This is a genomic window from Corallococcus silvisoli, assembly GCF_009909145.1.
GTDB lineage: Bacteria > Myxococcota > Myxococcia > Myxococcales > Myxococcaceae > Corallococcus > Corallococcus silvisoli.
Map to the genome: position 1 here is coordinate 45,336 of NZ_JAAAPJ010000012.1, position 20,459 is coordinate 65,794.

17 protein-coding genes are annotated in these 20,459 nt (G+C 73.3%); 5 read left to right on the forward strand and 12 right to left on the reverse strand.

All coding sequences use genetic code 11. From position 1 onward, the window contains the following. Positions 1-34 precede the first annotated feature (34 nt). Genes GTY96_RS23585 through GTY96_RS23595 form a run of 3 tightly spaced genes read right to left on the reverse strand, consistent with a single transcriptional unit; the run spans position 35 to position 2,264 of the window. The gene (locus tag GTY96_RS23585) at positions 35-781 is read right to left on the reverse strand and encodes a CoA-transferase subunit beta (protein ID WP_161665891.1); all 747 of its coding nucleotides are present in this window, start codon (positions 779-781) and stop codon (positions 35-37) included. Then, positions 781-1,581, reverse strand: a complete 801-nt coding sequence (locus GTY96_RS23590) for a CoA transferase subunit A (RefSeq protein WP_143904996.1) — start codon at positions 1,579-1,581, stop codon at positions 781-783. Before GTY96_RS23590 ends, GTY96_RS23585 begins: the two co-directional genes overlap by 1 nt. Beyond that, positions 1,578-2,264, reverse strand: coding sequence for a TetR/AcrR family transcriptional regulator (locus GTY96_RS23595; protein ID WP_143904997.1), 687 nt, complete (start codon positions 2,262-2,264; stop codon positions 1,578-1,580). The genes GTY96_RS23590 and GTY96_RS23595 overlap by 4 nt, the downstream gene beginning before the upstream one ends. A gap of 196 nt (positions 2,265-2,460) precedes the next feature. On the opposite strand from GTY96_RS23595, the gene GTY96_RS23600 reads away from it, so the two are divergent. The 4 genes from GTY96_RS23600 (at position 2,461) to GTY96_RS23615 (ending at position 6,920) form a co-directional block, all read left to right on the forward strand. Beyond that, a complete protein-coding gene (locus GTY96_RS23600; protein ID WP_161665892.1) occupies positions 2,461-4,593 on the forward strand; it encodes an ATP-binding protein in 2,133 nt (710 codons plus the stop codon). After that, positions 4,571-5,938, forward strand: a complete 1,368-nt coding sequence (locus tag GTY96_RS23605) for a sigma-54-dependent transcriptional regulator (protein WP_143904999.1) — start codon at positions 4,571-4,573, stop codon at positions 5,936-5,938. The genes GTY96_RS23600 and GTY96_RS23605 overlap by 23 nt, the downstream gene beginning before the upstream one ends. A gap of 117 nt (positions 5,939-6,055) precedes the next feature. Further along, positions 6,056-6,421 (forward strand): DNA-binding response regulator, encoded by a 366-nt coding sequence (locus GTY96_RS23610; protein ID WP_143905000.1) that lies wholly within the window; start codon positions 6,056-6,058, stop codon positions 6,419-6,421. After that, positions 6,414-6,920, forward strand: a complete 507-nt coding sequence (locus GTY96_RS23615; protein ID WP_143905001.1) for a DUF6232 family protein — start codon at positions 6,414-6,416, stop codon at positions 6,918-6,920. The genes GTY96_RS23610 and GTY96_RS23615 overlap by 8 nt, the downstream gene beginning before the upstream one ends. Here the strand turns inward: GTY96_RS23615 and GTY96_RS23620 are convergent. Both GTY96_RS23620 and GTY96_RS23625 read right to left on the reverse strand, forming a co-directional pair. Then, the gene (locus GTY96_RS23620; RefSeq protein ID WP_143905002.1) at positions 6,871-7,902 is read right to left on the reverse strand and encodes an LLM class flavin-dependent oxidoreductase; all 1,032 of its coding nucleotides are present in this window, start codon (positions 7,900-7,902) and stop codon (positions 6,871-6,873) included. The two genes, GTY96_RS23615 and GTY96_RS23620, sit on opposite strands and share 50 nt — an antisense overlap. 171 nt (positions 7,903-8,073) lie before the next feature. Next, a complete protein-coding gene (locus GTY96_RS23625; protein ID WP_161665893.1) occupies positions 8,074-9,873 on the reverse strand; it encodes a diguanylate cyclase domain-containing protein in 1,800 nt (599 codons plus the stop codon). A 234-nt stretch (positions 9,874-10,107) separates the two neighbouring features. On the opposite strand from GTY96_RS23625, the gene GTY96_RS23630 reads away from it, so the two are divergent. Continuing rightward, the gene (locus tag GTY96_RS23630) at positions 10,108-11,010 is read left to right on the forward strand and encodes a ribosomal protein L7/L12 (RefSeq protein ID WP_161665894.1); all 903 of its coding nucleotides are present in this window, start codon (positions 10,108-10,110) and stop codon (positions 11,008-11,010) included. Positions 11,011-11,046: 36 nt separating this feature from the next. Here GTY96_RS23630 and GTY96_RS23635 read toward each other — a convergent pair whose 3' ends face one another. From GTY96_RS23635 to GTY96_RS23665, 7 genes are all read right to left on the reverse strand, one after another. Then, entirely contained in the window at positions 11,047-12,525 is a 1,479-nt protein-coding gene (locus GTY96_RS23635) for a CHASE2 domain-containing protein (protein ID WP_161665895.1), read from the reverse strand. Position 12,526: 1 nt separating this feature from the next. Beyond that, entirely contained in the window at positions 12,527-13,702 is a 1,176-nt protein-coding gene (locus tag GTY96_RS23640) for a FecR family protein (protein ID WP_255442572.1), read from the reverse strand. Then, positions 13,699-15,783 carry an OmpA family protein gene (locus tag GTY96_RS23645; protein WP_328700980.1) on the reverse strand — a complete coding sequence of 695 codons (2,085 nt, stop codon included), beginning with the start codon at positions 15,781-15,783 and terminating at the stop codon, positions 13,699-13,701. Before GTY96_RS23645 ends, GTY96_RS23640 begins: the two co-directional genes overlap by 4 nt. Positions 15,784-15,844: 61 nt before the next feature. Beyond that, complete coding sequence (locus GTY96_RS23650) at positions 15,845-16,234, reverse strand: response regulator (protein ID WP_143905006.1); 390 nt, start codon at positions 16,232-16,234, stop codon at positions 15,845-15,847. Positions 16,235-16,388: 154 nt separating this feature from the next. Then, positions 16,389-16,799, reverse strand: a complete 411-nt coding sequence (locus GTY96_RS23655; protein WP_161665896.1) for a response regulator transcription factor — start codon at positions 16,797-16,799, stop codon at positions 16,389-16,391. 166 nt (positions 16,800-16,965) lie between these two features. Continuing rightward, complete coding sequence (locus GTY96_RS23660; protein ID WP_143905008.1) at positions 16,966-18,309, reverse strand: sigma-54-dependent transcriptional regulator; 1,344 nt, start codon at positions 18,307-18,309, stop codon at positions 16,966-16,968. After that, on the reverse strand, positions 18,306-20,441 hold the full coding sequence (locus GTY96_RS23665; protein ID WP_328700982.1) for a PAS domain-containing sensor histidine kinase: 2,136 nt from the start codon (positions 20,439-20,441) through the stop codon (positions 18,306-18,308). Before GTY96_RS23665 ends, GTY96_RS23660 begins: the two co-directional genes overlap by 4 nt. Between the last annotated feature and the right edge of the window lie 18 nt (positions 20,442-20,459).

The window sequence follows — 20,459 nt, forward strand, 5'->3', positions numbered from 1 at the left end:
ATTTCGTAGCGCGACAAAGGGGAGAGGAGACGCTTCAGCCGCCGACGAGCGCGTCGCGCAGGTTCCGGGGGTCCAGCGCCCGGATGGCCTCCACCGTGCGCGCGTCGGGAAGGGAGGTGACGGGCAGCGCGTCCGGCACCGCGAACTCGAAGCCGGTGCGCTCGGCGATGGCGTCCACCGTGGCCCAGGGGTGACGCGACAGCAGCCGCGCCCCGCGAGGCCCGCCCAGCTCGTACGTGCCCAGGTCGGAGATGAGCCGCACCGGGCGGCTGGGGTCGCGCGTGGTGGCCACCTGGACCTGGGGGACCAGGTTGCGGCGCGACTGACGGGGCACCAGCAGGACGGGGTTCTTCACCCACTGGCGCAGCGTGGCCGCGCCCGCCACGCCGGGGAACTTGGCGCGCGGCTTCTCCAGGCTGCCGGACGCCGTCATGTTGGTGCGGCCCGCCGGGTCGATCTCCGCCGCGCCGAAGAACACCGTGTCCACCCGGCCCCGGCGCGCGTGGTCGAACAGGTCCGCGATGCTCACCTCCGCGGACCGGCCGTCCAGGTAGCGCAGGTCCTCCGAGGAGGGGAACAGCTCCGGCAGCGCCGGATCCAGGGAGCCCACGCACGCCAGGTACGTCAGCCCCGGCGCATGCGTGGCCCGCGCCACGGCGATCGCCAGGATGACCAGCGGAGACGCCACGCCGGTGGCCACCACCGAGCCGTCTCCAATCTCCCGCGCCAGCAGCGACACCACCGTCTCCGCGGGCGTCGGGTCCACCGTCGTCGTCGCCATCACGCCGCGCTCCGCGTCGCGCGCAGCGACATCAGGAAGTCCTTCGCGCCGCCGGCCTCCGCCGCGGCCAGGTAGGCGGACAGCATCGCGTCGTCGTGCGGGTACTTCCCCAGGCAGCCCGTGGGCAGCGCGCCGCCGGGGGCGAGCACCACGCGCTCCACCTGGAAGCCCGGGACGGTGACGCGCGACAGCTTCGACACGCGCTCCTCCACGGTGGCGATGACCCGCTTCGCCGCGCCCGCGACGAGCAGGTCCGTGGTGGGGTCCTCGATGAGGAGGTTGCCCTTGTCGTCCGCGGCCCGCGCGTGGATGAGCGCCACGTCCGGGTAGTAGGCGGGCTCCACCGGCACGCGGCGGCCGGTGAAGGGATCCTCCACCGTGCGCGGCGCATCCACCTCCGCCAGCTCCGACACGTCCGCGTCCGGCGCGGGGATGAACGGCAGCCCCATGGAGGCCGCGCGCAGCCGCTGCACCACGCGGTAGCCGTCGTGCTCACGCCACGCGATGTCGCCCGCCTCGATGGCCCGCTTCAGGCAGGGCAGGGGGCGCACGCGGTTCTCCAGCACCAGCGCGCCGAAGGGCAGCTCCACGCGCTTCAGGCACCCGCCCGCCACCAGGAACTCCGCCGGCAGCGGGTTGGGCAGGGAGATGAGCTGGAGGTCGCGCTTCTCCTGCGCCACCAGCTCCAGCACCAGCGCCATGGGCGCGCGGCCCAGCATGAACCCGCCCGCCGCGAGCGACGCGCCGTTCGGGATGGAGGCCACCGCCTCCGTCAGGGAACACCACCGGGCGCGGTTCACTGGGGCTCCTCCCCGGAGGCGGCGCGCGGCACCATGCGCAGCGCGGGCGTGTCGTCGGGGGCTTCCGAGGGCGCGGGCGCCGAGGCACCCAGCGAGAGGCTGGGGAAGAGCAGCTCCACCATCCCGTCGGCGATCTGCTCCTCGGTGAGGCGGCCGTCCGGCTTGAACCACTTGTAGACCCAGAGGATCATCCCCAGGAGCGAGAACGCCGCCACCGTGGGGTCCACGCCGCGCAGGCGGCCCAGCCGGTTCGCCTCCGCGAACGCGTCCTCCAGGAAGCGCACGTAGCGCTTCTTGCGCCGGTCGATGTACTCGCGCGCCTCGCCGGTGAGCGTGGCGTGCTCGTGGAGGATGATGATGACCTCCTTGCTGCGGCCGCTCGTCACCAGGTGGATGTTCTGCCGCATGCACTGGCGCAGCCGCTCGATGGGGTCCGCCACGTCCGCCACGGGCCCGAGGACCTGCTCCTCGAACACGTCCATGCCGTAGTTCATGATGGCGAAGAGCAGCTGCTCCTTGTTCTGGATGTGGTGGTAGAGCCCCGCCTTCGTCATCCGGCACGCGGCGGCGATCTCCTGCATCGACGTGCCCTCGTAGCCCCGCTCGCAGATGAGCCGGGCCGCCGTCTCCAGGATGGTCCGGTACCGCTCGCCCTCGTCCGGTTTGCGCCCCGTGGGTGTCACGCGTGCTCTCCTTGCCGGCGGCCTGCTCCCGCCCGGAAGAACCACCTACCGACCGGTAGGTCAATTCGCCTACCGACCGGTAGGTAGCACTGCCCGACGCGGTTCGTCAATGGTCCCGTACTGGAGGGCGGGTGAGACAAAAGGTCCTGGAAACAAGGACTTGGGACCCCTTGCCGGGTTAGGTTGTGGGCCACCCATGCGGTCCACGCTCCTGCCCATCCTCCTGCTGTGCGCCGCCCTGGCGAGCGTGGGGGTGGGGGTGTGGACGCTGGTGAAGCGCAGCCGGACGGCCCTGGTGGAGCAGTTCGCGGGGGACCGGCAGAAGCAGCTGGACGAGGCCGTGGGCGGCGTCACGGACTCGCTGGAGGAGGTGGGCCGCAACCTGCGCTTCGCCGGGGAGCTGATGTCCCAGCCCGGGAGCCTGGCGGAGCACCGGCGCGAGCTGCGCGCGTTGCTGGAGGCGGTGGGGCAGTACAAGGCCATCGCGGCCTACGACGGCGAGGGCGCGGAGCGGCTGCTCCTGTTCGACCGCAAGCCGGAGACGCCGGTGTCGCGCGAGGGGCTGGTGGCGGAGATGGCGGGGACGGCGCGGCGGGCCCTCTTGCGGCCTCCCGGCGACGTCACCACGTCGCCCATCCTGGACGCGGCCAACGGCGGGTGGCTGCGCATCCTGGCCACGGCGCTGCCCGCGACGGACGGCAAGCCGGAGGGCGCGGTGGCGGTGCTGGTGGACACGGAGACCTTCTTCGCGCCGCTGCGCATCGTCACCTCCGACCTGGAGGCGCGGATGCTGCTCGTGGGCACGCACGGGCAGCCCACGCCCGCGAGCGACCCGGGCCTGGCGGAGTGGTTCGGCCGCGTGGGGCAGAAGGACGCGGGCGTGCCCGCCTTCGCCTTCCTCGTCACGAGGCTGAAGGCCGGGGCGCGCGGGATGCTGCCCCTGTCCGAGCACGAGGCGGAGCGGCTGGGGCTGGGGCGCGCGGAGGTGGTGGCCGTCTACACGCCCATCCGCATGCGCGGCGGAAGTCACTGGGCGGTGGCGGCGCTGGTCTCGACCGCGACGCTGCGCTCGCATGAGCAGTCGCTGGTGGTGCGGCTGTTGGGCGCGGGCGCGCTGGTGGCGTTCTTCCTGGTGGCCTTCGCGGTGTACGTGGTGCTGGCGCGGCGGCGCGCGGTGGCGCTCCAGGAGAGCCGGCGGCATGCGGCCCGGCTGGCGGCGCTCCACGACCGGACGCGGAAGATCCTCGACCACCTGCCCACGGGCGTCCTCGCGCTGACGGCGGACGGGCGGATCAGCGCCGTCAACGAGGCGCTCCGCGCGCGCGTGCCCGGCAACGTCACTGGCGCGCCGTTGCTGGCCGCGTTCCCCGGGGCTCCGGCGCCGGTGGTGGAGCGGCTCGACGCGCTGGTCGCGTCCGCGGGCCGGGAGGACCGGACGCTGAGCCTGCTGGGCGAACCGCTGGCGCTCTTCGGGGAGGAGGGCACGTACAACCTGCACGCGGTGCCCCTGACGGTGGAGGACCCCAAGGAGGAGGCGCGCGTGCTCCTGGTGGTGGAGGACCTGAGCGACGTGCGCGCGCTGGAGACGAAGCTGCTGCGCGCGGAGAAGCTGGCCACCGTGGGCGTGCTGGCGGCGGGCATCGCGCATGAGATTGGAACGCCGCTGGGCGTGGTGCGCGGCCGGGCGGAGTACGTGCAGGGGAAGCTGGGCCCCGCGCACCCGCAGGGCCCGGGCCTGGGCGTCATCGTCGAGCAGATCGACCGGGTGAGCCGCACGCTGCGCCAGCTCCTGGACTTCTCGCGCTTGCAGCCGGCGATGGTGCGGCCGGTGGCGCTGGGGCCGCTCGCCACGGCCCTGCATGAGCTCTTGCGCGCGGAGGCGGAGCGGCGCCAGGTGACGCTGACGCTGGACGTGCCGGAGTCGGTGCCCGCGCTGGCGGCGGACGCGGATCAGCTCCAGCAGGTGTTGCTCAACCTGACGCTCAACGCCTGCGACGCGTGCCGCGAGGGGGGCCGGGTGGAGGTGTCCGCCTCCGCGCTGGCCGGGCCGGAGGAGGGCGCGTGGGGGCTGGTCGCGCTCACGGTGCGCGACGACGGCTGCGGGATCCCGAAGGAGCGCATCAACCAGGTGTTCGACCCGTTCTTCACCACGAAGAAGCGCGGGCAGGGCACGGGGCTGGGGTTGACGATGGTGGCCCACGTCGTGCGCAACCATGGCGGGCGGGTGGAGCTGGAGAGCACGCCGGGGCAGGGCACCCGCGTCACCGTGCTGTGGCCGGTGGCCCGCGCCGTGCCGGAGGAGCGACATGTCGAGCAACGCGCCGGCTGAGGCCCGCATCCTGGTCGTCGACGACCACGTGGAGATGGGGCGCATGCTCCAGGAACCGCTCGTGGACGCGGGCTGGACGGTGGACCTGGCGACCGGCGGCGAGGAGGCGCTGACGCTCCTGCGCTCCCGCGTGTACGACGCGGTGCTGACCGACCTGCGCATGGAGAAGGTGGACGGGCTGGACGTGCTGGGCGCGGCTCGCGCGGTGGACCCGGAGCTGCCCGTGTTGCTGATGACGGCCTTCGGCGGCGTGGAGAGCGCCGTGGAGGCGATGCGCCGGGGCGCGTACCACTACTTCACCAAGCCCTTCCGCCTGGACGAGGTGCGGCTGTACCTGGGCCGCGCGCTGGAGGACCGGAGGCTCCGGGCGGAGCACCGGGCGCTGAAGCAGGCGTCGCAGGAGCGCTCGGGGCTGGGCGCGCTGGTGGGCCGGAGCGCGCCCATGCGCGCGCTGTACGAGCTCATCGACCGGGTGGCGCACGCGGCGGCGCCGGTGCTGCTCCGGGGCGAGAGCGGCACCGGCAAGGAGCTGGTGGCCCGCGCGCTGCACGTCGAGGGCCCGCGCGCCTCCGGGCCCTTCGTGGCCGTCAACTGCACGGCGCTGCCGGGGCCGCTGCTGGAGAGCGAGCTGTTCGGCCACGTGAAGGGGGCCTTCACCGGGGCGACCTCCGTCCGGCGCGGCCTGTTCGTGGAGGCGCACGGCGGGACGTTGTTCCTGGACGAGATTGGGGACATGCCCACGGAGCTCCAGGCGCGGCTGCTGCGCGTGCTGGAGGACGGCGAGGTGCGGGCGGTGGGCTCGGACGCCAGCCGCACGGTGGATGTGCGCGTGGTGGCGGCGACGCACCAGGACCTGGAGGCGCGGGTGCGGGAGGGGCGCTTCCGGGCGGACCTGTTCTACCGGCTCAACGTCGTCACGCTGCGGGTGCCTTCGCTGAAGGAGCGGGGGGAGGACATCCCGCAGCTGGTGGAGCACTTCACCGCCCGCTCCCGCGCGCGCAACCCGCGCTCCCGCGTGACGGCGCTGTCTCCGGAGGTGGTGGCGGCGCTGGGCGCCATGCCCTGGCCGGGCAACGTGCGCGAGCTGGAGAACCTGGTGGAGCGGCTGGTGGTGCTGGTGCCGCGGGAGACGGTGGGGCTGGAGGACCTGCGCCCCCACGCGCCGGTGCCCGAGGGGCCGGCGAATCCCCTCAGCCAGGCCCAGGAAGGGGTGTGGACCCTGCGCAAGCTGGAGGGGGAGTACATCCACTGGATGGTCCAGCACTGCGGGGGGAACAAGACCCGCGCCGCTGAACTCCTGGGCATCGATGTGTCCACCATCCATCGTCGCGAGCGGGAGCGCTGAGCCGCGGTCTGGCAATCCGCCATGGGGTGATGGCGGATTGCCACGGTCCACCGGTGACCACTCCCACCGTCCCCCGGGACGGTGGCTCCGGCATGTTGCTTGCTGTGACGTGGGAGCGTGGCGTCCCTGCGCACAACCCGGGCCCTGCTGCTCGGTGCGGATGAGTCCCTGGCATCGCTGCTGGCGGACGTGCTGGGCGACCTGGGCATCGCCCTGTTCCTGGACGCGGCGGACGCGGCCCGGCCGGACCTGGTGCTGGCGCACGTGGAGCGCGGAGAGGCCATCCTCCCGGTGCTGACCCGCGCGCGGGCCTGTGCCTCCGCCGCGCCGGTGGTCATCCTCCTTCCCTTCGCGGACGAGCGCCTGGTGTCACGCGCCCTGTGTCAGGGGGCCCGGGCATGTTTCGCGCTGGGCCGTCCGCTCGATGAGCTGCGCGACCTGCTGCGCTCGCACTTTCCCTCGTTGGAGACCACCCATGGGTGAACCAATGGCCGCCGTCACCGTGTTGCACCCCGTCGTCCCCCGCCGTGAAGTCGAGCGCCGGCCCGTGGCTCCCCTGGAGACGGCGGACGCGGCGGAGCCCGTGCTGTTCCAGGAGGGCCAGGTCCGCGTCACCCGTGAGCGGCTCGTCGTGGGCGGCCGGACCTGGGCGCTGCGCGACGTGCTCCAGGTGGAGACCGTGCGCCGCACGCCGAAGGTGTGGCCCTACCTGCTCGTGGTGGGCCTGGGCGCCGTGGTGGGGCTGCCCCTGTTGTCCTGGCTGTCCGTCAGCGTCACGGCGATGCGCGGCGCCTACGAGGCGGGGCTCGTCTTCACCGCGCTGGGCTTCTTCGCCTCCATGGCCGCGCTGCTCCTGGTGGAGGACATGCACTACCTGGTGCTGGGCCTGCCCGGTGGCGCGCGGCGCGTCTTCGGCAGCCGCGACGCGCAGCTCATCGCGAGGCTTGCGGGGACGGTGCGGGCGGCGCGTCCCCAGCCTTGAGGCCGTCGCGCACTTTCGCGACGATCTCGAAGGAGCGCAGCCGCGCGGCGTGGTCGTGGATCTGCGCGGTGATCATCAGCTCGTCGGCCCCGGTCTGCTCGATGAGGGACTGGAGGCCGTCGCGCACGCTGTCGGGCGAGCCCACCACGGTGCACGCCAGCATGTGCTCGATCTCCGCCAGCTCCATCTCATTGAGCTGACCGTCCAGGCTGTCCACCGGCGGCAGGAGCGGGCCCGGGCGGCCCCGGCGCAGGTTGATGAAGGCCTGGAGCAAGGAGGTGAAGAGGCGCTGGCCTTCCTTGTCCGAGTCCGCCGCGAAGACGTTGACGCCAATCATCGCGTACGGCTTCTGGAGCACGTCCGACGGACGGAACTGCGTGCGGTACAGGTGCAGCGCGCTCATCATCTGCGCGGGCGCGAAGTGCGAGGCGAAGGCGAAGGGCAGGCCCATGGCCGCGGCCAGCTGCGCGCTGAAGGTGCTGGAGCCCAGCAGCCACAGCGGCACGTGGAGGCCCGCGCCCGGCACCGCGCGCACGGCCTGCCCCGGCGTGGGGTCCTTGAAGTAGTTCTGCAGCTCCACCACGTCCTGGGGGAACGAGTCCGCGCCCATCAGCCCGCGGCGCAGGGCGGCGGAGGTCCGCGGGTCGGTGCCCGGCGCGCGGCCTAGGCCCAGGTCGATGCGGCCGGGGTAGAGCGTCTCCAGGGTGCCGAACTGCTCCGCGATGACCAGCGGCGCGTGGTTGGGGAGCATGATGCCGCCCGCGCCCACGCGAATCTTGGACGTGCCCCCCGCGACGTGCCCGATGACGACGGACGTGGCCGCGCTGGCGATGCCCGTCATGTTGTGGTGCTCGGCCAGCCAGTAGCGCTGGTAGTTCCAGGCCTCCGCGTGGCGGGCCAGATCCAGGGTGCACCGGAGGGCCTGTCCGGGGTCGCCTCCCGCGATGACGGGAGACAGGTCGAGTACGGAGAAGGGAATCATCGTCGGGACCCCTGAGCCCCGGGAGGGCTCGGAAGATGCGCGCGCAAGGCGGGAGAGAGGCCCTTCGATAGCCGGGGCCCCCCGGGTTTTCACGCCATTGAGGCCCCGGGGCCTCCCGGGCCTCCCCAGGCGGGCCCCACCCCATCCATCAGCCAGGCTTGCCCCTGGCGCTCAGGCGCCCGGCGGGCCCGGGGGCCGCTCTGGCTTCGAGCGGGCGAGCGCGGCGTGGGCCCGGGCCAGCGTGCCGTGGGGATCCTCCTCGCCGCGCACCGTGACGGCGGTGGAGGTGAGCTCGGGCAGGCCGGGCACGGCGTGCAACTGCTGGCGCACGGCCTCCGCGCCCACCGCATCCGCGCCGGGCAGCGCGAGCAGGAAGGTGTCTCCGTTCCATCGCACCGCGAAGCCCGGCGGGGGGCACAGCGCGTCCGCGCGGCGGGCCAGCTCCCGCAGGGCCCCGTCGCCCGCGTCGAAGCCGCGCGTGCGGTTGAGGTCGCCCAGGCCCACCAGGTCCACCAGCACCAGGCTGATGGGCAGGTCCTCGCGGCGGCAGCGGCCGATCTCCTTGGCCAGTCGTTCCTCGCCCACGCGCCGGGTGTCCAGGCCCGTGAGCGCGTCCTGGCGCAGGAGCCGTTCGCGCTGGCCCCTCGGGTCGGTGTCGACGCCCAGGTCGATCAAGGACAGCAACTGCGCGACGCCGCCGGGCACCAGGAAGGGGCGCGCCACCCAGCGCACCGCCCGGTGCCGGGGCCGCTCCAGGGTGAGGGTGAGGTGCAGGCCTCGGGAGCCCTCCGCCGCCAGGTCCAGCTGCCGGAGCGTGCCGCCGGGATCCGCGCTCAGGTTGGCGACGTGCTGGCACAGGGCGTCGAAGGCCATCCCGGACAGGCGCTCCTCCGGCAGGCCCAGCAGCTCCGCCAGGGCCGCGTTGGCGGCGAAGGGCTGGCGGTCCGGGGCCACCACCAGGACCGGTACGTCCAGGGCGCGCACGGCTTCGCGCACGAGCGCCAGGGCGGAGGCCTCGGTGAGGACCGGTTCCAGGGAGCCCTGGGGGCGCGGCGCGGCGGAGCGCCCCCGCCTGCCTCCGGTGGTGTGCTCCAGGTTCTCCGCCACGCGGCCGGCCAGCTCGCGCAGCGCCGCCAGGTCCTCCGGGCCGAGCATCAGGGGCCGCGTGTCGATGACGCACAGCGAGCCCAGCACATCGCCGCTGGCGGTGACGAGCGGCGCGCCGGCGTAGCTTCCGACGATGCCGTCGCGCACCAGCGGGTTGTCGCGGAACACGGGGTGGCGGGTGGCGTCCGGCACCACCATGGCTTCGCGGCCCTGCACCACGTGGTGGCAGAAGGACCAGTCGCGCGGGGTGCCCCGGTCGCGGGCGAGCGCGGCGGGCAGGCCCACGTGCGCCTTGAACCACTGGCGGTCGCCCAGCACCAGGGTCAGCAGCGCGACGGGGACGCCGAAGGCCTGCGCCACCTCCGAGACCAGCTCCTGAAGCTCCGTGTCGGGAGGCCCCGCGTCCACGAGCCTCAGCTCGTCGATGCGCTGGAGGCGCCGCTTCTCCTCGTCGGAGCTGGGCTCCAGCAGGCCACTGCCCGCGAGCTGTCCGGCGAGCGCGCGCCGCACGCCGTCGCGCATCGCCTCCGGGCCCGAGCGCCGGCTGAGCAGGGCGTGGATGCCCAGGGTGTCCTTGAGCTGCCACGCGCGCACGCGCAGCTCGTCGAAGGCCGTCACCACCACCACCGTCGTGCCGCTCGCGTCCGGGCGGCCCCGCAGCCACGCGAGCAGCGCGAAGCCATCCACTCTCGGGAGCGCCAGGTCCGTCAACAGCAGGGTGGGGGCGCCGCGCTTGCGCACGAACTCCTGGGCCTCCGCGCCATCCCGAGCGACCACGCCCTCCAGGCCCTCCTGTTGCGCCAGCGCGAGCAGCCCCGTGGCGCGGTGGGAATCCGGTTCGGCGATGAGTGCGTAGCGTGGCATGGCGGTCGGAGCATGGTGCCACGCCTGCCCCGTCCGTGTACTCGGCCTTGCGTGGGGACACGCCCTGCCGGGCCCAGGGGCCGGACGTGGGGACACGTGTGGGAATCCCGCGGCCTCCGTACGAGCCGTCCGCGGCGCACGAGGGCCGCGGCGCCCCTGCCGGTTGAGTGCCTGGCGGTTGGGGGGCCCGTGGTGCCTCGAGGTCTCGCGCGGTAGCGTCGGAGGTCTACCGCCATGATGCCCGGTCCCGACATCGTCGTTGCATGCCCGATGTGCGAGGCGCCCCTCAGGCAGCCCTCGCTGCTCTCGAGCAATACCTTCGGTGCCGTGGTCTGGACGGATGGCTGGTGCGACATGCCGATGCTGCCGCTGCCGCCTCGCGTCTCTCGGTGTGGGGCCTGCCAGCGTCTCTTCTGGGTCAGTAGGGCCAGGGAGCTGGGGGAGATTCCTTCACCCTTCCTGGAGTCCCCTGAGTTCGTCACCATCGTCACGCTGGAGGCTGTCGGGAAGCGCCGGGTCGAGGTCATGCATCTGGTCCGGAGAGCGAGCGGCGTGAATCTCCAGGAGGTGAAGCAGCGGATGGACAGGCTGCCAGTGGAACTCGGGCGGTACTTCAGCCCGGGCGAAGCCAGGGAGTTCGCTGCCCGCTTCGAGGATCTGGGGGCCCGGGTGGTGCTGAGGCAGGAGGCGACCGGGTTCCAACGAGCCACGATCCCCGCCGAATGGAGGTCCGCGCCCTGGATCGAGGCGCCAGATGAGGCGGGGTACCTGGAGGCCATCGCGGAAGGTCTGGCACCGCGACCCGACGAGGAGCGGGAGCTGCGCCTCCATGCCTGGTGGGCTGGCAACAAGCCCTATCGCGGGGGCGCTGCGTGGCTGCCATTCTCACGGCGCGGTCGCGCATCCCGGGACAACCTGCACGCGCTCCTGGCGTTGTGCGCGCCTGACGACGTGACGCAGCGCTTGCTGAGCGCGGAGATCCTGCGCGAGCTGGAGCACTTCGAGGATTCGACGGCCCTCCTGGGCACGGCGTTTCCCAAGCCCCTGGAGGAAATGGCGCGGTTCATCCAGGAACTGGCCCTCCAGCGCATCTCCGAGGTCCGGCGACTCGCCCATGAAGAGGACGCGAAGGCATAGCGCGCGTTTCGGCGAGCCCGTGCCGCTGGCCCGCCCCTAGCGCCGGGGCCCGTCGGCCCCGGACCGCGCGGCCGCCGCATCCGGCGCATCCGTGTCGCCCGGGCCCGCTCCGGTGTCCGTTCCCTTGGGTGTGGGCGCGCCGGGTTGGGTCGGAAAGCGGCCGAACAGGCGCTTGAGGGCGCCGCTCTGGCGCTGAAGGTCTCCCGTCCGCACGACGGCCTCCGCGAGCGTCACCAGGACCAGTCCCACGACGCCGGGCAGGAGCGGCACCACCCAGCCGATGTCCGCCGCCAGCCACGCCACGAACGCCACGTGAGCGACCAGGATCACCGCGGACTGTCCCACCACCCGGCCCAGGCTTCGCGCGCGCCCCCGCCGCCACAGGAGCAGGCCCAGCACCAGGGCCGTCTCGCCCATGCCCACGAGCGCCGCGCCGCCCGTGGCGCGCAGCACCCGGCCGGTGCGCAGGTTGTCCATCGCGAAGGCGTGGATCTCCACGCCCGGCACGGCGAGCTGGCCGGGCAGGGTGCTCTGGCCGTGCAAGCCCGTGGCGGTGACGCCCACGAAGACGGTCTTCTCCCGCAGCGCCAGGTCCAACCCCACCGAGGACGGCCCCGCCGCCAGCACGTCCGCCAGGCTCACGCGCGGCAGCCAGTCCGGCGCGGGCAACCGCATCAGGGGCGCGCCATCGTCGGTGGACGCCACGCGCAGCAGCGCCTCCGAACGCTCCGGCCACAGGCGCAGCGCGGTCGCCAGCGCGAGCGACGGCCACGCCTTTCCGCCCACCCCCACCGCGTAGGGATAGCGCCGGATGACGCCGTCCGCGTCCAGCAGCACGTTCAGCGTCCCACTGCCCCAGGCCGCCAGCCGCAGCGCGGACAGGTTCGTGGACAACCCCTTCGCCTCCAGCCGCAGCCGGTCCGCGCGCAGGGGCACCGCGGTGAGCGGATTGCCTTCACCGGGCAGGGGCCCCGCGTCCTCGGCCAGGGCCATGCTGCCCAGGATGACGCGGCCCAGGCCGGAGAACGCCTCCGCGAGGCGCGCATCCCCGTCCTGCGCGTGCAGCCGGGCTTCCAGGTCCGTGGCCAGCGCCGCGCCCTCGGGCGTCCGCGTGAGCCCCGACGCGCGCAGCCGCTCCAGCACGTCCTCGCCCAGGTCCAGCGCGTCGCGCGACTCCGGTTGGTCGAAGAGGATGTCCACCACCACCGCGTTGGGACGGTGCGCCGCCAGCGCCTGGAAGGCCCGGGCCCAGGTGGCGCGCGACAGCGGCCAGCGCTCGCCGAGCGCCGCGAGCGCGCGGTCGTCCACCTCCACCAGCACCAGGTCCGCCGTGGTGGGCAGCGGCGGCAACAGCCGGCTCACCGCGACGTCGTACAGGGCCCGCTCGCCCGGGCCCGGCGCTCCCCCTGTCACCGCCGTGACGACGGCGAGCAGCAGCCCCACGCCCACGCCGAGCCCCCGCAGCACCGCGGGCGAGGACAGCGAGGACCGGGGAGCGCGGGTAGGCAGCGTCATCTCATCCAGGGACGTCGAAGCTGAAGATTCGGGAGGGGTAGCCTACGAAGCCGTCGGCGTCCACCGCCAGCACCCTCCAGAACCATTTGCCCGGACCCGTCGCCGACGCGTCCAGGGTGGGCGTGGCCGTCTCCTGGACCCGCACGTCGCCCGCGAAGTCCGCCGTCCCCGCCAGCTCCACGCGGTACACCTTCGCCCCGGGGACCGCCTTCCAGACGAGCGCGGGCGCCTTGGGGTAGATGCCGCCGCGCGGCCGCTCCAGCGCCGGGGCCGCCAGGAGCGCGCGGGGCGCTTCCGGTGCCTCGGCCGGCTTCGCGCGCGAACCAAAGCCCGCGCCCACGTCCACGGAGCCCCTCTCCGCGCCCAGGGCCACCTTGCCCTCCAGCGTCTCCACGCGGCTGGTGCCGTCCTCCTGCTGGGAGACGCGGAAGCGCGTGCCGCGCACCCCGGCCACCGCGCCGCGCGTGCGCACCTCGAAGGTGGAGCCCGTCCCGCCCGGCGCCGCCTCCGTCTCCACCGTGCCCTTCACCAGGTCCAGGAGCACCTTGCGCTGGCGCTCGGCCGTCAGCTCCAGCGTGCCCAGGCGCACCGCGCTTTGGGGCGACAGGAACAGGTTGCTGCCATCCGCCAGCGCCAGCTCCGCGCGGCCGGTGTCGCCCGTCGCCACGAGCTCCCCCGAATACAGCGAGTCACCCGCCACGCGCGGCCGGGGCTCCGCCTCGCCCAGGCGGGCCGTCACCGGGCCGCTGGCCGTGCGCACCCTGGCCACCGCCGGCTGGGCCGGACGCTCCACGTACGCCAGCTGCAGCTGGCCCGGGGCGCGGGGCTCGTTCATGGGCGCCACGAAGGACACCCGCGTGCGGGGGATGCCCGCGGACACCAGCACCTCCGCCGCCGCCTTCGCCACCGCCAGGCCCTGGCCGTCCAACCGCTCCGCGTCCGGCAGCTTCGCGGCCACGGTGATGCTCCGGATGGCGGGGCGTGCCTTCACGGCCTCCGCCACCTCGCGCAGGCACGCCTCCGTCCGGGCGCCCCGGGGCTCCAGTCGGAGGCCCGTGATCATCCTCCCATCGTCGAACGTCAGGCCGCCGCAGGCGGTGTCCTCCTCCGCGAAGCCCGCCGCGGGAACGGTGCACAGCATCAGGGAGAGCAGCAGCGGGGCGCCCGGGGTCCTCACGGCGACCCTCCTTCCGCCGAACCGGCGGTCTTCACGATGTTGAACTCCACGCGGCGGTTGTTCTCGCGTCCGGCCGCGGTGGCGTTGGTGTCCACCGGCTTCGTCTCGCCATGGCCCACCGCCTCCAGGCGCTGCCCCGCGATGCCGCTCTTCATCAGCCAGTCGCGCACGTGGTTGGCGCGCCGCTGCGACAGGTCCAGGTTCTTCGCGTCGTCGCCCTGGCTGTCCGTGTGGCCCTCCACGCGCACCCGCTCCAGCTCCGGGTGGGTGCGCAGGATGGAGGCCACCTGCGCCAGCAGCCCGAAGGACTTGGGCAGGATGACGTCCTTGTTGGTGGCGAAGTACACCTTGTCGAGGATGACGATGCGCGAGCTCTCCAGGCGCACCTTCGACTCGCCCTGATCCGGGCACCCGTCCTCGTCCTTCACGCCGTTGATGACCTCCGCCTCCAGCGGGCACAGGTCCTTGTCGTCCGGGATGCCGTCCTGGTCGTTGTCCGGATCCGGGCAGCCATCCTCGTCCTCGAAGCCGTCCAGGTCCTCCGCCACCATCGGGCACCGGTCCTCGGTGTCCGGGATGCCGTCGCCGTCCATGTCCGCTGGAGCGGGCGCCAGGGCGAGCGGGGCCGGCGGGGCGCCGTTGGCCGTCATCGACTCCGGCAGCGTGTCCGGGCAGCCGTCCTCGTCGCGGTAGCCGTTCACCGTCTCCGGCTCGGTGGGGCAGATGTCGTTCACGTCGGGGATGCCGTCGTTGTCGTCGTCCGGATCCAGGCAGCCGTCGTCGTCCTGGAACCCATCGAAGTCCTCGGGGCCCAGCGCGCACGGGGGCGCCGCGGCCACCGGGGCCTTCGTGCCTCCCGGCGTGTACGTCAGCCCCGCGAGGACGCGGAAGGTGGGCGTGCCATAGCCGCGCGTCAGGCCCGGCCCCGCGCCCACGTTCGCGGCGAACCCCTGGGCGAAGCGGTACTTCACCGCGCCCAGCACCTCCAGGGGGATCTCCTCCGTGTCGGCCTCCTTCAGGCCCATCGCGCCCTTGAGGGTGGCCTGGGCGGACAGCGCCTGGGTGATGGGCACCTCGGCGCCCACGCCGAACGCCAGCTCGTTGCCCACGCGCAGGTTGCGCAGCTGCTCCGTCTTGCGCAGGTTGATGCCCACGTTCGCGAGCAGCCGCAGCGACGGCGTGGCCCACTCACCGGCCACGCGGGGCTGGAAGGTGAGCCCGCTCGCGCCCAGGAAGTGGTCCGCGCCGCCCGTGGGCAGGGTGAAGGGGGCGAGCACCGCCAGGTTCAGCGCGCCCTCCGACAGCAGGGCCAGCTTGGGCACCACCCGCAGGTCGCCCAGTCCCGTCTTGCCCACGCCGCTCGCGAACTGCTCCGACACCGCGGCCGCGGGCTCCGAGCCCGTCACCGTCAGGGGCAGCACCAGGCCCACCTCCAGCCGGTCGAAGAGGGACACCGCCCCCATCAGGTCCAGGGACACCTGCCGCGCCACGATGCGATAGACGAAGGTGTCCTCGCGCGGGTCATAGAAGTTGAGCGGCTGGTGCGAGTAGTTGAGCGACGCGCCCACGTTCCACGTCAGGTGCGGCGCGACGCGGGCGCTGTTCAGCCCGAGCACGTCATACGCGCCCGGACCCGGCTTGTACTGCTGCACGTCGATGGCCTGCGACACCGAGGCCTGGGCCTCCGCCCGCGTCGCGGCACCCAGCGTCAGCCCCACCGCCACCGCCACCGCCACCGTCAGCGCCCGGCCCACGAGGGAGCGGCGCCGGCCGAGCACCGTGAAGTCATCGTCGGCATCCAGCCGATCCGTGCCGCCCTTCGCCCCGAGGCCGTCGGACAGGCCGTCGGCGTCCATGGCGTCGTCGCGCCGGTCGGTCTCGGGGGCATGGGTGATGCCGTCGTGGTTCACGTCTTCCTCGCCATCCAGGAGTCCATCATTGTCGTCGTCGGCGTCGCGCGCGTCGATGAATCCATCGCCACCGGTGTCGATGATCCCATCCAGCCCGTCCAGAATCCCGTCACCGTCGGTGTTGGGGAGGAACGGAGCGAGGCCTCGCTTCCATTCGCGGGTATTGCTCACGCCCTCCTCGCCCGCCCGTCGCGCCCGCGAAGCCGGGGGAGGGCGCGCGGAGGCACGGCGCCTAGCGCGGAGCCTCCAGCAGCTGCGACACGTGCTCCGCCAGGGCGGGCAGCGGCTGGGGCTTGCTCAGCACCAGGTCCACGCCCAGCGCCTGGGCGCGGGTGCCCAGGTCCGGGGTCGCGAACGCCGTCAGCAGCACCATGCGCGTGTCGGGGGAGGCCTCACGCACTCGCTCCGCGATGATCAGCCCTTCCTCGGACTGCGTGCCGCTCAGGCGCAGATCGCTGATGACCAGGTCGTACCGGCCATGCTTCACGCGCTCCAGCGCCTCGTGCAGGTCCGTGGCCGAGTCGACCGCGTAGCCCGCGCTGGAGAAGAAGCGACCCAGGACCCAGCACAGCACCGTCTCGTCGTCGATGATCAGCAGGTTCCGGGGCACGCGGGGCGGCATGAGCAAGGCCAGGGCCAGGGGCGGCGGTGAGAAGCGGGGATGTGTTTCCAGGGACTTGGCCCCGCGAAACCGCGTCCGCGCGACGGAGGTGTCCAGCTTGCGGATCCATTTTCCGGAATCCGGACCAGAGTCTGGAATCGAGCGGGCCGCGTGTCTAGCGCATCGGGACGGGATGCGGCAGGTCCTCGTTGGCCGCCGCGGGAATGAGCGCGGACAGGTGGAGGATGAGCACCGGCATCAGTTGGGGTTTGGGCAACAGCTTCGTGATGCCGCTCGCCCAGGCCGAGTCCCGGACCTCCTCCAGCGGCAGCGCCGTCATCAACAGCAGCGGAACGCGGGGGTCCTGCATCCGCAGATCACGAGCGAAGCGCAGCCCCTCGTCCAGGCCGGGCCGCCCGAACGGATGGTCGATGAGGACCGCGTCGAACAGATGCGTGTCCAGCAGGCTCCGCGCCTGCGCGTCCGTGCGCGCGGTGAGGACGGTGAAGCCCGCGGCCGTCAGGTGACGCGCCGTCGCCCCACGAACCGGGGGCTTCGAATCGAGGAGGAGGATTTTGCCGTGCATGCACAGCGACAGTGCAGCGGTTGTGCCATGCACGGCGTGCCGCGCCAGCCCGAGTCAATGCAAGGGATTGAGGGCAGGGCAGGCCCGGGCGTGAGGAGGCGTTTCCATTTTGTGGACCGGACTCCGGAATCCGGACGGCGCCCGCCCATCACCCGCGTACGGCCCGTCAGGACCCCTTGTGTTGCCAGCCCTTGATCTTCGCGTAGAGCGAGCTGCGGGAGATGCCCAGCTTCGTGGCCGCGCGCTCCACGTGGCCGCCCTCGCGCGCCAGCACCCGTTCGATGTGGCGGTGCTCCAGCTCCTCCAGCGTGAGGTCCGCGCCCAGGGACTCCTCCTCGGCGGGGAGCGACTCGAAGCGCAGGGCGCTCCGGGACAGGCGGGGCGTGCCGGACAGGAGCACGGCGCGCTCCAGCACGTTGCGCAGCTCGCGGATGTTGCCCGGCCAACCGTAGGTCATCAGGGCCCGCTCCGCGTCCGGCTCCAGCTCCACCTGGCCCCGGCCCCGGGCACGCCCCATCTCCGCGAGGAAGTGGCGGGCGAGCACCGGCACGTCCTCCGCGCGCTCGCGCAGCGCGGGCACGTGGAGGATGAGGGTGCTGATGCGGAAGTACAGGTCGCTGCGGAAGCGCTTTTCGCGAGAGGCCAGCGACAGGTCCTGGTGCGTGGCGGCCAGCAACCGGACGTCCACGCGCCGGTCCTTCACGTCGCCCAGCCGCCGGAAGCGCTTCTCCTCCAGCACCTTGAGCAGCTTGGGCTGGACGGCCACGTCCATGTCGCCAATCTCATCCAGGAACAGCGTGCCCCGGTCCGCCACCTCCAAGAGGCCCTGCTTCGCGGCCACCGCGCTGGTGAAGGCGCCCTTCTCGTGTCCGAACAGCTCTGAATCCAGCAGGTCCTTGGACAGCGCGGCGCAGTTCAGGTCCACGAAGGGCGCCTCCTTGCGCGGCCCGCATTCATGCAGCCACCGCGCGAGCACGCTCTTGCCGCTGCCCGTCTCCCCGGTGATGAGCACCGGGCTGTCGCTGTCGCGCATGCGCTCCGCCTGATCGCGAAGCGCGGTGATCGCGGGGCTCGTGCCCAGGAAGGGATCCACCTGCGTGCGCGCGGTGCGCGAGCGGTCCGCCAGCTGCCGCTGCCGCTCGCGCCGCTGGGCCACCAGCCGCTCCAGCACCACCTTCAGCACCGCCAGCTCCACGGGCTTGGTGAGGAACTGCTCGGCGCCCTCCTTCACGGCCTGGACCGCCAGCTCGATGGAGCCGTGGCCCGTCAGCACCACCAGGGGCACGGCCGCGTCCAGCTCCTTGAGCCGGGGCAAAAGCTCCAGCGCCGTGCCATCCGGCAGCCGGTAGTCGATGACGGCCACGTCGGGCCGGTGGGCGCGGAAGCCCTCCTGGGCTTCGGCCACGCTGGTGGCCTCGGCCACGTCGAACCCGTGCTGGGTGAGGTAGCCCTTCATGCCCAGGCGGACGCCGGGCTCGTCGTCCACGAGCAGGATGCGGGTGCGGGTCATGATGCCTGCGACTTCAAGGTGGAGCCGGCGTCGGCGGCCGGGGTCAGGGCGGGCAGCAGGATGGTCACCTCGGCGCCTCCCTGGGGGTGGTTGGACAGGCGGATGCGCCCCTGGTGCTCTTCCAGGATGCGCTGGACGATGGAGAGTCCCAGGCCGGTGCCGCCCCGGCGCTTGCTGAAGAAGGGCTCGAAGACGTGCGGGAGATCCTCGCTCCTGAACCCGGGCCCTCCGTCGTGGATGGTGCAGCGCACCCAGGGGCGGCCCGCCTCCTCCACGGCCTGGGCCGTCACGGACACGGTGCTGCCCTGGGGCGAGTGCTGCACGGCGTTCTCCACCACGTTGCGGAAGACGTGGAACAGCCGGCGCGCGTCCATGCGCACCGGAGGCAGCCCCTCCGCCAGCTCGCGGCGCAGCGTCACCGCCGCCTTGTCCCGCGCGAGCTCGCAGGCGGACAGGGCGTCCGCGACCACGGAGCCCACGGCGCCGTCGGTCCACTCGCCCCGCGCGGGGCGGCCGTACTCGAACAGCTCCTGGGTGAGGTGGGTGAGCCGGCGCACCTCGCCGCGCAGCACCTCCAGGTACGGCTGCAGCTCGGGCTTCGTTCCGAAGGTGGCCTCCACCGCGTCCACCACGGCGGAGATGGAGAACAGGGGGTTGCGCACCTCGTGGGCCACGCCCGCCACGATGGCCCCCATGGCGGCCATCGTCTCGCTGCGGCGCACGTGGGCCTGCAGCTCCAGCAGCCGCGTGATTTCGGTGCCCACCAGGATGATGCGCGCGTCCTCGCTGTCCACCTCGTCCACCCAGGCCGCCGCCAGCTCCCAGGTGCGTCCGGACTCCGCGTCATGCACCTGCCGGCTGGCGCTGCCATGCGTCGCGCGCAGCTCGTCCACCAGGGGGCCCGCGCTGGACCAGGGCGGCGCCCCGACGGTGGAGGCCAGGGGCTGGCCGGAGGGGTCCGACTCCCGGAAGAGCGCGCGGGCCGCGTCGTTGAGCCGGTGGATGATGCCGTCCGCGCTCAGCACCAGCAGCGGCGACGACACCGCGTCGAACGTGCGGCGCCACTCCGTGGCGGAGCGCCGGAAGCTGTCGTGCAGGCGCTGGCGCAGATCCTCCGCGAGGCGCCGGTCGGTGATGTCGGTGACGACGCAGCCCAGGTGCACCGCGCCCTGCGCGTCCATGACGGAGGCGGCTGCGCGGCTGCTCACCCAGCGCACGCGCCCGTCGGCGCAGATGAGCCGGTGCTCCACCTCCGCCTCCGTGCCCGGCGCCAGTCCCTCCACGCACCCCCGGTAGCGCGCCCGGTCCTCCGGGTGGATCATCTCCAGCCACAGCGGCGCGGGCGCGCCGTCCACGCCCGTGCGGGTGAAGGCGCTCAGGGGATAGCCGGTGGTGCGCTCGATGACGGGCGTGCAGTAGAAGTCGCGCAGCACGCCGTTGCGCAGCTTCCCGCCCCACAGGTAGTCCGGCAGCGACCGCGTGAGCACGTCCAGGCGCCCCTCATGCTCCTGGAGGGAGGCCTCCGCGCGCATCCGCTCCGTGACCTCCGACAGGGAGGCGATGACGCCCAGCACCGCGCCGCCGGCGCCGCGCACGCGCGAATAGCTTCCGAACCAGAAGCGCGCCTCTCCGGGGGCGGCGGGCGTCTCCACCTGGAGGCTGACGTCCTGCAACGGCGAGTCCGTTTCCAGCGCGCGGGTCAACCGGGGCGCCAGCGCGGTGCCCAGCGCGGGCAGCACCTCCGTGACGTGGCGGCCCAGGTGCGCGTCCACCGGCAGGCCGTTCATCGCGGCGAGCGCGGCGTTGACGTGCACGTACTTCAGGTCCCGGTCGAAGTACGCGAAGCCCACCGGCGTGATGTCCATCACCGCGTCCCGCAGCGACCGGGCCTCGTCCCCCTGCCGGATCAGCCGCTCGCACTCGCGCCGGGTCGCGGCCCGCGCACGCCAGGTGCCCAGCGCCGCGAGCACGAAGGCGCTCACCGCCAGCGCCGCGAGGCGCGGCCCCCGCTCCCAGCCTTCCGTCACCGCGCCCACCGCGGCCATGAGCACGGCGCAGGTGGCGGCGATGGCGGCGGTCTGGAGCGGGGAGGGCGTTGGAGTGGGCGTGGACATGGCGCGCGGGGAGCGCACGCCACTCTACGATTCCCG

What these genes read in the sequence shown, in the direction of transcription:
- GTY96_RS23660 (WP_143905008.1), bottom strand. Translation starts at nt 18,309, where the DNA reads ATGACCCGCACCCGCATCCTGCTCGTGGACGACGAGCCCGGCGTCCGC.
- GTY96_RS23650 (WP_143905006.1), bottom strand. Translation starts at nt 16,234, where the DNA reads ATGCCGCCCCGCGTGCCCCGGAACCTGCTGATCATCGACGACGAGACG.
- GTY96_RS23635 (WP_161665895.1), bottom strand. Translation starts at nt 12,525, where the DNA reads ATGACGCTGCCTACCCGCGCTCCCCGGTCCTCGCTGTCCTCGCCCGCG.
- GTY96_RS23655 (WP_161665896.1), bottom strand. Translation starts at nt 16,799, where the DNA reads ATGCACGGCAAAATCCTCCTCCTCGATTCGAAGCCCCCGGTTCGTGGG.
- GTY96_RS23585 (WP_161665891.1), bottom strand. Translation starts at nt 781, where the DNA reads ATGGCGACGACGACGGTGGACCCGACGCCCGCGGAGACGGTGGTGTCG.
- GTY96_RS23605 (WP_143904999.1), top strand. Translation starts at nt 4,571, where the DNA reads ATGTCGAGCAACGCGCCGGCTGAGGCCCGCATCCTGGTCGTCGACGAC.
- GTY96_RS23625 (WP_161665893.1), bottom strand. Translation starts at nt 9,873, where the DNA reads ATGCCACGCTACGCACTCATCGCCGAACCGGATTCCCACCGCGCCACG.
- GTY96_RS23600 (WP_161665892.1), top strand. Translation starts at nt 2,461, where the DNA reads ATGCGGTCCACGCTCCTGCCCATCCTCCTGCTGTGCGCCGCCCTGGCG.
- GTY96_RS23615 (WP_143905001.1), top strand. Translation starts at nt 6,414, where the DNA reads ATGGGTGAACCAATGGCCGCCGTCACCGTGTTGCACCCCGTCGTCCCC.
- GTY96_RS23620 (WP_143905002.1), bottom strand. Translation starts at nt 7,902, where the DNA reads ATGATTCCCTTCTCCGTACTCGACCTGTCTCCCGTCATCGCGGGAGGC.
- GTY96_RS23630 (WP_161665894.1), top strand. Translation starts at nt 10,108, where the DNA reads ATGATGCCCGGTCCCGACATCGTCGTTGCATGCCCGATGTGCGAGGCG.